Genomic DNA, 12165 nt, shown 5'->3' with positions numbered 1-12165 from the left:
AGCGCTGCCGTTCGCCCGTCACTTACCGTGACACTCGGTCGGCGACCATGAGCGTCCGCCCCTATCTGGAGCTGCCCTCGGCCGACTCGGGCCCGGCTAAGTTTGGCAGGACCAACGCTTGAGCGGCGATGACGCGTTCCCCGTCGAAGGCCAGCGCCGGTGAGCCGTAAAGCTGGTAGCCCTGGTCGATGAGGCCGCTGACGCGGGCGCAGAAGTCAGCGTCATCGGGTCCGGTGATAAGCCGGTAGCCGAGCGGCTCAGAATGATCTGACACCGTCGCATTGTGCCGCTCGGTCGTGCCTGAGCAACAGTCGTGGCCACCAGCCAGTCGTGCTCGCGCGCGACCAGCGGCAGATCCGTGTACCCGATCAAATGGTGTCGCTTAGCCGTGCCGTGCCGGGCGCGGCCGGCGCCGCCGCCGCCCACCCGCGGCCGGCGCCGACGAGCGGCACGGCGACCCCGGTGGCGAGCGCGGCTGTGGCGAGCGCGGCTGTGAGCAGGTGTCGGGGGGTCAGTGCGGTGGTCATCGGTCCTCCGGGGTGTCGGTGGTTTCGACGCGGGCGATGAGCTGCTTGAGTCGCGCGATCTCGTCGGCGAGCGCGGTGCTGCCGGCGGCGGTGAGCGTGATCCAGGTACGGCCCCGCCGGCCGGCGTACCCCTTCTCGACCTCGATCAGGCCGGCCGCTTCTAGCACGCTCAGGTGTTTGGAGAGGTTCCCGGCGGTCAGGTCCAGCTGGGTGCGCAGGTAGCCGAACTCCGCCCGGCGGGCCTCGTGCGCGATGGTGAGGATGCCCAGCCGGACCCGCTGGTGCACCACCTCGTCCAGCCCATTGACCGGGTGGGCGGACGGCTCGTGCGGGTCCGGGGCCCCGTTCTCGGCGGTCACCGGCGCCGCCGGCCGGCCAGCCAGAAGCCGATCGCGCCCAGCAGCAGCACGGTGCCGTTGATGATCTGCTGCGGCAGGAACGCCTTGCTGTCCTGGCCCTGCCAGTGCCAGCCGAAGTCGATCGGCACTAGCGCCACCGTCAGGTAGCCGAGGGTGAACACCAGCAGCCCGACGTTGCGCTCCAGCCGGGCCAGCACCAGCAGCGCCACCCCGATGGTGCCCCACGGTGCGATCAGCCGGTCCAGCACGAGCATCCAGTACGGGAACGGGTCCTGGCGGGGGTGGCTCGGGAGGTACAGGCGCGCCGCCACCCAGGCGGCGGTGAACAGGACGGTCAGCGTGACGCCGGTGATCGCGTACGGCAGCACCCGGGCGCCCAGCCCCCGCGACCGGGCGACCCGCACGTAGCAGACGGCGATCGCCGCGTACGCCAGCAGCAGCGCCGGCGGCCAGTAGTACAGCACGCCTTGACGCGAGAACTGGCACACGGTGCCGTCGCCGACGCAGTGGAGGACGAGGAAATACCAGTCGAACGGGATCCCCACGAACGTCACCGCGGCCAGCACCAGCAGCGCGAACCAGGTCACCCGCTGGTCGACCCGCACCCGGCGGGCGAGGCCGCGCGCCTCCGACAGCAGCCGGCGGGGATCGCCGCCGGCGGGTACCGAATCAGTGGTCATGCCAATAGGTTTCCATAGCAAACCCGTTTCCGCTAGTACTAGCCTGGGCGGGTACCGCACAATCAGCCCGCAGCAGTACCAGCCCGCGTGGGTCTCGGCTCCGCGCAAGGACGCGACACGTTAGTCATCGCACACCGACACCGCGATCAAGATCAGATATCCGCTCATCGGCATGTGAGTGCGCCCGCAGGCACTCAGATGTCCCCCCGCCGCCGCCCAGGGGAGAACTGGCCTTCCCCATGAGGAGTGGGTGGTGCGATCAGGTGGTGTCAAAGCCCGCGACCGAACCAGCGCCCCGTAGCAGGGTGCGGGTGGTCAGCCCGGCGCGAACCGGTCTGGTGGCGCTGACCGGAGCGCCCTCCCGTCCCTGATGCGAGACGGGAGGGCGCGGCCGGGCGGGTCAGCGGGTGAGGATCTGGGCGAGCACGTCGTGCACGTGGGTGTTCGGGTGCTTGCCGCTGAACTGCTCGGCCAGCGGACCGACCGCGGTGACGGCACGTCGGCGCCGGTGTGCCCGCTGGTGGTCCAGTCCAGGTTGAAGCTCAGGCTGCTGCCCTTGATCGGGAAGGGGCCATCCTCGGCCGAGATGCCGTCGCCCGACTCGTCGGAGGTGGCGGTGTCCTCGACGGTCAGGCCGCCGCACTCGTGGTCACCGGTCACCACGACCAGGGTGTCCGGGTGGCTGGCCGCGTAGTTGCGGGCCACCGCGACGGCCTTCTCCAGCTCGCCGAGGGCCTGGAGCATTCGGGTGCCATTGTTCGCGTGGGCGAACTCGTCGATGCCCTCCTCCTCGACGAAGAGGAAGAAACCCTGCTTGTTCTTCGACAGGGTGGACAGGGCCTTGTCGGTCATCGTGGCCAGGCTGGCCGGCGGGTTGTAGACGTCGCCCTCGCCTTCGGGGCGCTGCTGGAACAGCTCCTCGTTGGCGAAGAGGCCGAGCAGCTTGCCGCCCTTGGCGGCCTGCAGCTGATCGGCGGTGGATACGTACTGGTAGCCCTTGGCCTTCGCCTCGGTGATCAGGTCGCCCTTGGTGCCCTTGCTGGCCTCGGACGTGTCCTCGGCCGGCTTGTCCGGATACGCCCCGGCGGCGCCGGCCGGCAGCCACCAGTCCTCGCCGCCGCCCAGGATGACGTCCGGCTTGGTGACCTCGAGGTACTGCCGGGCGATCTCGTCCTGGGCGGAGCGGTTGGCGGTGTTGGCGAAGAAGGCGGCCGGGCTGGCGTCGGTGACCTGGGCGGTGGTGACCAGGCCGGTCGCCTTGCCGGCGGCCTTTGCCTGGGCGCCGAGGGTGGGCAGCGGGTTGCCGTCCACGTCGACGCTGATCGCGCCGTTGTAGGTCTTCTCGCCGGTGGCCCAGGCGGTCGCGGCGGCGGCGGAGTCGGTGATCGGCGATGCGGGGTCGTGCGGGCTGGTGGTGAGCTGGCCGGAATAGGGAAGCTTGTCCATGGTGAGCTGGCCGTCGAGACCGGCCAGGTAGAGGCGGGCGGCCTCGCGCTGGGCAGCGGCCATACCGTCACCGTTGATGAAGATGACGTTGCGAGCCTTGCCCTTGGCCGGGCCGGCGTCGGCCGCGGTGATCGGGTTGACCAGGCTCAGGCCGGCGGCGGCGACCGCCCCCGCGACCACGGGGGCCAGCAGCCAGCGGCTGGAACGGAAAGTCACGGGTTGTCCTCCTGACGGACGGGCGTTTGGCGGTCACCACGCAACCACAACCGCCGGTCAGGCGCCTGACCTGCAAGTTAACGCGGGACGGCGGTTCTCCGACTTCTGTTGCCCCGAGCAACGGCATGGCATCCGGCCCCGGGCGTGGCCGCCGTCGTGCGTCTACGTGGTCGACGGGGCCTGCGCCGGTTCACCGTCACCGACGGCGGCGCACTGCGCGCGGGCGAGGTCTTCGGCACCTGCGACGCCGGCTCCTTTGACGGCGTACGCGTCCACGACGCGGGCCGGGTCTGCGTCGCCAGGCACGACGGGCTGCACTGCTTCCACCCCGTCGGGCAGTCGCCAGACCGTCCAGCATCCCCGGGCGAGGCCAAGGGCGGAGCGCACTACCGGACGACCTTGGCCCCGTCCGGGAAGGCTGGACGGTCTGGTGGTGCCCGGCGAGGGGATCCGCGGCTGATGTCTGAGGAGGGGTCGGGGGTTCGGGGCGGTCCCCGAGGTCTTCCCAAGGTTTTGTGCCGATCAGCGTGGCAGGCAGGCCCGGCCGGTGCCGGCCGGGAGCCGTCGGCAGGCCGGGGCGGGCTGCTAGTGCTTTTGCCCGCTCGATGCGGCGCGCGGCTGCCGGACTTCTTCTTCGGGGATGACGTGCTCCAGGCCGGCGTCGGTCAGTCGGCGGTTGAAGGTGGTGAGCAGGTCGTCGGCAGCGGCGTGGTCGCCGAGCGCGGCGAGGGCGTGTATGGCGCGGCGGTGCAGGTCTTCGTTGTACGGGTCGACGCGGATCGCGTCTTGCAGCAGGGACAGGGTGCGCCGCGGGTCGGGCTGGGTGGCGGCCAGGGCGGTGTAGGCGTCGATGACGTGCCTGCGTAGGGCTTCTCGTGGCGGGTTGAGCCACGGCCAGTCGTGTTCGGCGGCGAGGTCGCCGGTGTAGGCGTTGATGACGGCCTGCCAGGCGGCGGGGCGTTCGGTCACTGCGGTGGCGGCATGTTCTACCGCAGCGTGGAACCGCCACAGGTCTACCTCGATGTGGTCGCGGCGCAGGCGGTAGCGGTCGCCGGTGTGCTCGATGAGCGGAATCTCGCTGACGGCGGCGACGGCTTTTCTGAGGTCGTTGAGGGTGGTGTAGAGGCGGGCGGTGACGGTGTGTGCGGGAAGGCCGGGCCAGATGGCGGTTGTCAGGTCTCGGCTGTTGGCGCCGCCGGGAGACACGGCGAGGAAGACCAGGGCTTGGAGGGCCGCGGTGCGTCGGATCGTCAACGGCTGGCCGTGGCTCTGCAGCGTGGTGTCGCCGAGGATTTGCAGGTGCAGAGGCTGTTTGGTGGTGTGGCGGGGCGTGGTTGGCGCTTGGCCTCGAGCGGTCTGCCGTGGGACGCGCGCCCGGGTCGGCGGTGGGTCGGCTGCCGGAGCGAGTGGCGTGTTGGGTCCCGGGTGGGGCTGGGCCTGGCTGATCACGGTGAGCAGATCGGTGGCAGCCGCCGCGTTGAGAACGCACATTCTTGGCGGTGCCGGCTGCTCCTGGGTGCCGTTGGAGGCGTGACCGGTTGCCGTGATCTCCCAGGTCGCGCCGGGTGGCCAGGCTCCGACGAGGACCGCGACGGCGGTGCCGCCGGCGGCTGCGAGCGCGGCCTTGAGGCGGCGTGCGGTGCCGGGATCCTGCGGCGTGTGGGTGAGCAAGACCCGGGGCGCCTGGCGGGATGGCCCATTCGCCGAGCTGCTGCCCCGCCCAGTGGTGGTGTCAGGAGTCTGATGGTGCGGGTGTTCCTCCAGCACCGTCACTGCTTCCTGAAGTGATGCGGCGACGGTGAGACCCGAAACCGAGTGGATCCGTTGTGCGGAGGGGCCGAGCAGCCTGGTCAGGTCCCCGATTGTGGTGATGAGCGCCGTCCCTGCGCTGCGGCGGTGCAGGGCGCGCAGAAGGACGGTGACGAGAAGGCCGCGAGCGGCATCGTCGGCGGCAACCCCTGTGAGCCCGACGCCCGTTGGCGGCACATCCGCCAGCAACGAGTCCGGCGGCTGTTCCGTGCGCTGATCCGGTGCGGTGAGATCGGATGGACCGGTGCCGTCAGAGGCGGCCAACGCTGCGTGGGCTGCGGTGACGGTCTCTGGCAGCGGGGCGAGGTCGAGGTTGTCGCGTTGCGCCGGCCCGGCCTCATCCGGGCGGTAGGCGCGCCGGCGGCGCAGCCACACGAGTGCTGCGGCCGCGGCGACCTGTTCGGCGCTGGTGTGCGGTATCCAGCCACCCGGCATCGTGGTGTCGCCGGGCCCGGCGGAGGCGACCATGGTCTGGTCGGCGACCCGTGGTTCGGTGAAGACTGTTGCTCGGCCTGGCCAGCTTCTCCCACGTCGAAGTCTCCTTCGTCTTCGACCGGGCCACGGAACGGCCTCACTACCGGTCCCGCGCGTCAGGCGGTCGGGAGCACATGCACAAGATCAATCAGTGGCTCAGGTGAGTCGTCGATGTCCTATCCACCGCCGCGATATTCCGGCGGCGCAGCGAACGCTGACCTCGGTCGCGACCACGGACGACGATAGCGCCGATGCTCCACCCGTCAACTGTGCCTCCGCCCTTCAACCGGGAAGGCAACAGAACGTCCAGCTGCTCTTCCCGTTCGGCGACCTGTTGGTAACTTACGGCTCATCCATGCAGGTCGCGGCGCCATTCTTCTCTTCCTAGACACCATCCGGTCAGATCACGCCCGAGATCTTGTTATCCGTCCCACCTAGGTTTCTCGGTCATGCCCGCTTGCGATTTCACCCGTCGCGACCTGCTGCGTTGGACGGCCTTGGCCGCCGCCGCCGGTCCGCTAGCCCTCGCCAGCCCCGCCCGTGCCGCCGAGGCGGACCGGGGCCGGCCAGGAGATGTTCTGCCCGTCAATCTGGAACTCGTGACCCTGGCCGAGGACCACGCCGTCATCACCTGGTACACCGGCCTACCGGGCACCGATGATGGCCTCGGGCGTATGCAGCCCGCTCCCGCCGATGGCGAGATCATTTACGGCACCCACCCCTCGCGGCTGAACCGGGTCGCCCGGGGAATCAGCTCCAACACCGCCTACCACTACGTCGAACTCACCGGGCTCGAACCCGGACAGACCTACTACTACCAAGCCCGGTCCCGTGGCCGAGCCGCGTCACCCACCCCGTTCACGCTGATCAGCGGCAACGCGGTCGGCACCTCACCGTACGGGCTGGACACGGAGGTGGGACCTTTCTCGTTCACCACCCCGCAGCCGCCACCCGGGAAGTACCTCTTCTCTATCGTGCTCTGCAACGACCTGCACATGGGAGAGACGCAGGCCGGGCTCGTCGGGGGCCAGCCCCAGTACATCGGCATAACCCAGGAACTCGGGCTCCCCCCGTACCCAGAGGTCATGCTTCAGGCCCTGGTCGAGGACGTACGGCGACACAAGCCGTCCTACCTGCTGGCCGCCGGCGACATCTCCGCCGAGGCCGTGCCGTCCGACCTCAGCCGCGCCGGACAACTACTCGACGGCTTCGGCGATTACGGCACCGACTACTTCGTGACCCGTGGCAACCACGACCGGGCGCACACCGGTGACCCGTATTCCACCTGCCGGGTCGGCCAGTGGCAGGGCAACGACTGCTTTCACGACGGATTCTTCTCGCGGAACAAGCTGACCTACTTCTCCCGGGACCTCTCCGGTCTGCACGTCATCGGCCTTGACACGTACGACAAGCCAGGCAACGGGGGCGACGCGGGAGCCCTCTCGGCCGACCAACTCGCCTGGTTCCGCGCCGACCTGGCCAAGCACGCCGAGCAGCCCACGCTCGTGTTCGGCCACCACCCCCTGGTCATGCAGGACTCCGCATTCCCCATCACCGCCGGCAGCTCACTGCAGGCAGACCAGGCGACGACCATTCTGAACGACTACGCCAAGACACCCGGCGTCTTCCTGCACCACGCGGGGCATACCCACCGCAACAAGCGTACGGTCAGCCCGATCGCGCCGAACGTCACGCAGATGGAGGTAGCCGCGGTCAAGGAGTACCCCGGCGGCTACTCGCTCCTGCGGCTCTACACCGGTGGTTACGCGTTGAACTTCTACAAATCCCGCAGCGAACTCGCCCGTCGATGGAGCGAGCGCAGCCGGCAGGAGATCATGGGTTACTGGCCGCAGTTCGCGTTGGGCGCGTCCGTCGCGGACCGCAACATGATGGCCAAGCACGACCTGTCCCACCTCAAGCGCCCGAACAACCACCCCGAGCACCCGTAACACCCGAGCCGCGGGCACGGCGGCGACGCCCCGACCGTGATCTGGGCCGGCACCCGGCCAACCTCGGTACGGCAGCCCGCCCCGGCCTCTCAACTGGGGCGGGCCAATCGGGGGCCCAACTCAGGCCGTGAACGGTGCCGGCTATAGCTGTCTGAGTCCCAGGGTCGTGCCGATCGTGATTGGCGGGTCCCCCATCGGAGACCGCGCCTTCTGCTGTATCGGTCTGCGTCCTGGGTCCCTTGCCCGGCCTTCGTTGCGGTGGATCCACGCGCTGCGCGTCGTCGAGCCGATCTATCGGCTGGAGGTTCGCGGATCGCTGGTGCGGGCGCGCAGAGCGGGACGCCTTCCCGTTGACGGTGTCGACCGGCGTGGCGGGGACCCTGGCAGCGGCCGCCTGCGGCGGCTGGTCAATGCCGCGCGCAGCGGAATCAACGTCGGCCGTGTCTCCGGCATCCTGGCGGGCACCGTCAGGTGCCGCGGTGGGTCCGCAAGCCCTTGGCGAGGCGGTTGGCACGGTGACGGCTCTGAGCGGCCGCCGAGTCCGTGTGCCGGGTGGCGCGCCCTCCGCCCGAGCGGCGGGGCGCTGCTCGGGAGCGAGTGTGCTGGGCTGCGCCGAACCCTGTCGGATCACGTGGGTGGCGGGCTCTGTGGCGGCCGGTGGGGATTCGGGCGACGCGATCAGCGCAGGCCGGTGGTCACCTGTCGACGCGCGGATCCTGGCGGTGAGCTCGACGAGGCTGACGCTGGCGACGATGACGAGTCCGTCGACGGATATGGGCAGCAGGTATGCGGCGGCGGCTTCGGTCTCCCCGTACCGCGTGGCGACGCCGACGAGATGCCAGTAGCTCACCCATGTCGCGATGGCGGCGATGATGGCGGTCGCGATGATCCGGATGGTGCCGAGGGAGCGGCGGTGGTGCGGGACGCGGGAGATCAGTTCGACGGTGAGCAGCAGCGCCTGTGGTGGCCATGCGGCGATGATCTGGCTGATCGGGTTCGGTCGGGCGTGCAGGACCTTTGCCGCCACGGAGGCGGCGACGCCGAGGGTGAGCGTGGCCCGTACGGCCCAGCGCAGCCGCCGCAGATGCGCGCCGGTGTCAGCCGACGCCGCAGCGCCGGCGGTGCTGGTCGGATTGCCGGTGTGCGGTGCGGTGTTCATGCGGACGCTCCGTCTGTGCGGGCGGAGCTTCGTGTCCGTGCGTCTTGGCCGGAGCGGCGCAGGTCGGCGGTGAGCTGGTCGGCCAGGGCGAGGGTGTCGTCGGCGGGTTCGGCGTCGATCTCGGCGAGCCGGCGGGTCAACGTCCGGCGTAGCGCGCGGATGGCGTCGAGGTGGCCGAGTTGCGCGCGGGCGCGCATGGCGGCCTGGTACAGCTGTTCGGCGTAGGGGTGTTGGCTGATCGCGGCGTCGAGGACGGCGAGTTGCTCCGTGGGTTGACCGGCGAGTTCCTCGGCGAGGGCCACGGCAGCGTCGAGCGCGTCGTGGCGCACGGTCTCCCGGTAGGGCTCGAGCCATTCGTATTCGCGGCCCTCGCCGAGTGGCGGGTAGGTGTCAACGGCGCGGCGCAGCGCCGCTACCCGTTCGAGTTTGGATCCGGCGGCGTCGGCGGCACGGATCGCGGCGCGCATCCGCCACAGGTCGATGTCAAAGCGTTCAGGGTTGAGCTCGTATCGGCGGTGGGGGTGGGTGAGGTAGGTGCCGGGGCCGCCGTTGTCCCGCAGGACGCCGCGCAGGTCCGAGACGTAGGTGTGCAGCCGGTGCACGGCCTTGCTGGCGGGCGCGTCAGGCAGCAAGTCGTCCAGGATTGCCTCCGTGGACGCGCTGCCATCGCGGACCGCTAGATACACCAGCAGTTCGAGGGACTTCGCGTGCAGGCTGCGCTGCGGGTCGCCATCGACGATGCCGGGTATCCCGAGCACCCTCACCGCCACCCTTCCCGGCTGCGTCGTCGGCTCGGCGTCGACGCCGCGGTGCCCTGCGCTGGCGACCGCCCGCCGACGGCAGCCCTCCGGTGGTTGACTGTCGCCGTCGCGTCGTCTGTTGGGCGGGCGTCGCAGCCCTGGCTGGCTGCGGCGCTCAGCTCAACGGGAACCGAGACGTCGGTGACGCCAACGGCACCGGCCTGGGACTGTGTCTTGTAGGTGTCGCCGCGCCGGTCGTGGCCGGCCTCCACGTCCTGCTCGGCGTCGGCGTCCGCGTCAGCCGGTGCGACCACCGGCGTGTCTGTCGGTGTGGCCGCAGCCGCCGCAAAGGTCGGAGTCGCGCCCCGGAGCGGCGGTGGTGCGGGCTCGGTCGGGGGCGGCGGCTGAGGTTGGCCGGTGTGCGACTCGGCGAGGGTGGCCAGCAGGTCCGCGGTTTCAGCAGCCGTCAGGATCGCGAGCCGGCCGACGTCGGCGGGATGCCTGCCAGGGCGCTGGCTCTCTCCATCGGCGGGGGTGGTGACGCCGTCGTCGGCCACCATGACGGTGTTGCCGTCGGACCATGGGCCGAGCAGCACCCCGTGGATGTCCAGGCGTTGGCCCTGCGCGAGCAGTGCGGCGACGCGGGCGCGTTCGTGGCGGGTGCTCGCGTCGGCCAGGAGCATGATCGGCGGCTGCGGCTCCTCGTAGGGTTCGGTGTGCCGCAGCTCGGCGACGGTGTTCACCTCGTGCCGGTCGAGCAGCCGGGCACGGTGCATGGTCTGCGCTTCGAGGATCTGAAGGGCTTCGTCGAGCCCGGTGGTGATGGTCAGCCGGGGTGTGCGCGGCAGGTTGACCGCCGCGGGACCGAGCGGCGTGGCCGCGGTCGGGGACGGCATCACCACCTCGGTGCGGGCGTCGGGGTCGTGCAGGCCGCCGGCGGCCAGGGCGGCGGTGAGGAACCCGCGGGCGGCGGCGTGCGCACCGGGACCGGTGAGTCCGAGTCCGGCGGGCGGCCACAGAGCCGACAGCGGCTTGGCCAGCGACGGCACGACCGGAGGCACGTCGCCGCTTGCTGTGGTTTCGCGGCGGGCGTCGGCCTGGTTCGGCTCGTCAGCGCCGGGACGGGTATCGGGGTGCGTGCCGTTGCCTTCGTTCTCCGTGGCGGCGCCACTGCCTACGGTGAGGTCATCGGGGTGCATGTCGACGCCCGCCTCGGTGATCGTGTGGGGGGCGTCGCTGGTCGGCGCGTTGGCGTGGCCTGCGGTGAGCCGGCGCAGTCCTCGGCGGATCTGGCTGATCACCGGCGGCATCGGCGCGAGGTCGGGGTCGTCGGTCGTGCGCGTGGTGGCCGTGGGCGGCCGGGGAATGTAGCGGCGCTGGCGGTGCGCCCACACCAGCGCCACCGCGCCCGCGATGGCCAGGGCCAGGCCGATGTCTACCCAGCTGCCGCTCGGCAGAGACACGCCGCGCGCATCCCGATCGTGGGTGGGGACATCGCCCGCATCGGCGTTGGCGGCAGAGCCGGTCGCGGTGGGGGCGGGTTCCGGGGCGCCGCCGCTCGGCGGTGCGGCCGTCGTGGTCGACGCGGGTGTGTTCGGCGTGACCGGGGCCGGAGCCGAGCTGCCTGGGGCCGGGGTGGGCCTGTTCAGCGAGGGTTGTGATGCCTCGGCGTCCGGTTGATCGGTCGGCGGCTTAGGCGGCCCCGCATCTCTTGGGGGGCCGTGTGGGCTGGTGTGGGCTGGCAGGTTGAGGGTCCAGCCGGGATAGATCAGGTTCGGGTTGCGCAGCGTCCCGCCGACGGCGGGAAAGCGGGCGCCACGGTTGAGGGCGAAGATGTCCGGCCAGCGGCGGGCGTCGCCCAGGCACCGCTCGGCGATCTCGGACAGCGTGTCTCCACGCTTGACGATGTAGATATCCCCCTGGCCGGTCGCGACACGGGTGAGCTTTGTGCCGCTCGCCGTCGCGTGGCTGGGGAGGGTGTGACTGGCTTGCGGCGGGGTGAGGTGCACCGCGTCGGGCGAGTTGGTCATGTCGGCGTTGGCGGGCGCGGCGGCGTGGGCGGGGATGGCGCCCGTGCTGGCGCTGACCGCGGTGGCTCCCAGCATGGCCGCGGTCAGTCCCTGCAGCGGTCCCGGCAGGTGCAGCGTGGGTGGCCACCGCAGCGTGCGGGTGACCCGCGTGTAGGCGCGGGCACCGACGGCGGTGACGAGCAGCGCCCAGATCAGCCAGGCGGCGCTTTGCGCGAGGCCGGCGAGGAATCCGGCGGTCAGCGGTTGTCGGACCCAGTCCCGCATCGCCCCGGTCGGTGGCACGTCAGGCGTTGGCCATCCACCGAGGTGCAGGAGCGCGGCCGGAACGGCCGCGACCAGGAGCACGGATGCCATCGTTGTGGCGATAGAACCTGCTCTGGTTCGCATCACTGCCTCCTGCCTGATTGGTGTCGCCTGGCTGATCTGCGCGATCACGGGAAATCGCAGGCGTGGAGCTACAGGGGCGACGGACGTGAGTTGGGGTGCGTGGCTGGTGGGTCGACGGTATGACCACAGGCGGTCGAGGAAGGTGTCGTGAGGGCTGACAGTGCCTCACACGGCGTTACACGACCTCACATCAGCAGGTCAGAGGCCCGCGCCGCGACCACCAGAGAGGAGTCGAGGGCCTCCCGAGGCACTCGCCCACGCCCTTCCCTAGGAAACTACGTAAGGAGCTTGGGCTCCCTCCGGTGCTTCCGCCCGCACATGGGGTGGCGTTACTGTGACGCGGTGCCGACCTATTGGCGGGGTGGTGAGCTCCTGGCGTTGCCCGACTT

General features: G+C 70.7%; 10 protein-coding genes. 1 reads left to right on the top strand and 9 read right to left on the bottom strand.

From position 1 onward, the window contains the following. Positions 1-61 precede the first annotated feature (61 nt). From BUS84_RS01035 to BUS84_RS01015, 6 genes are all read right to left on the bottom strand, one after another. Positions 62-274 (bottom strand): DUF1737 domain-containing protein, encoded by a 213-nt coding sequence (locus BUS84_RS01035; RefSeq protein ID WP_074307966.1) that lies wholly within the window; start codon positions 272-274, stop codon positions 62-64. 94 nt (positions 275-368) lie between these two features. Next, entirely contained in the window at positions 369-527 is a 159-nt protein-coding gene (locus BUS84_RS38035) for a hypothetical protein (RefSeq protein ID WP_159450940.1), read from the bottom strand. After that, positions 524-886: a transcriptional regulator gene (locus BUS84_RS01030; protein ID WP_074307964.1), complete on the bottom strand. Its 363-nt coding sequence runs from the start codon at positions 884-886 to the stop codon at positions 524-526. The genes BUS84_RS38035 and BUS84_RS01030 overlap by 4 nt, the downstream gene beginning before the upstream one ends. Continuing rightward, entirely contained in the window at positions 883-1566 is a 684-nt protein-coding gene (locus BUS84_RS01025) for a hypothetical protein (RefSeq protein ID WP_074307962.1), read from the bottom strand. The genes BUS84_RS01030 and BUS84_RS01025 overlap by 4 nt, the downstream gene beginning before the upstream one ends. A gap of 315 nt (positions 1567-1881) precedes the next feature. Then, entirely contained in the window at positions 1882-3228 is a 1347-nt protein-coding gene (locus tag BUS84_RS01020) for an alkaline phosphatase (RefSeq protein ID WP_244298302.1), read from the bottom strand. Between the two features lie 585 nt (positions 3229-3813). After that, on the bottom strand, positions 3814-5505 hold the full coding sequence (locus BUS84_RS01015) for an AfsR/SARP family transcriptional regulator (protein WP_074307960.1): 1692 nt from the start codon (positions 5503-5505) through the stop codon (positions 3814-3816). 455 nt (positions 5506-5960) lie between these two features. On the opposite strand from BUS84_RS01015, the gene BUS84_RS01010 reads away from it, so the two are divergent. Further along, a complete protein-coding gene (locus tag BUS84_RS01010; RefSeq protein WP_074307958.1) occupies positions 5961-7460 on the top strand; it encodes a purple acid phosphatase family protein in 1500 nt (499 codons plus the stop codon). Here the strand turns inward: BUS84_RS01010 and BUS84_RS01005 are convergent. From BUS84_RS01005 to BUS84_RS01000, 3 genes are read right to left on the bottom strand one after another with little or no spacing between them, the layout of a single operon-like run. After that, the gene (locus BUS84_RS01005) at positions 7426-8619 is read right to left on the bottom strand and encodes a DUF2637 domain-containing protein (RefSeq protein ID WP_074307956.1); all 1194 of its coding nucleotides are present in this window, start codon (positions 8617-8619) and stop codon (positions 7426-7428) included. The two genes, BUS84_RS01010 and BUS84_RS01005, sit on opposite strands and share 35 nt — an antisense overlap. Next, positions 8616-9377, bottom strand: coding sequence for an AfsR/SARP family transcriptional regulator (locus BUS84_RS39280; RefSeq protein WP_244298301.1), 762 nt, complete (start codon positions 9375-9377; stop codon positions 8616-8618). Before BUS84_RS39280 ends, BUS84_RS01005 begins: the two co-directional genes overlap by 4 nt. Positions 9378-9379: 2 nt before the next feature. Next, complete coding sequence (locus BUS84_RS01000; protein ID WP_143728135.1) at positions 9380-11824, bottom strand: LysM peptidoglycan-binding domain-containing protein; 2445 nt, start codon at positions 11822-11824, stop codon at positions 9380-9382. Positions 11825-12165: the final 341 nt, after the last annotated feature.

The sequence above is a fragment of the Micromonospora cremea genome, from assembly GCF_900143515.1.
Lineage (GTDB): Bacteria > Actinomycetota > Actinomycetes > Mycobacteriales > Micromonosporaceae > Micromonospora > Micromonospora cremea.
The sequence above is the reverse complement of the archived record's forward strand: the minus strand, read 5'-3'. Positions and strand labels throughout refer to the sequence as shown.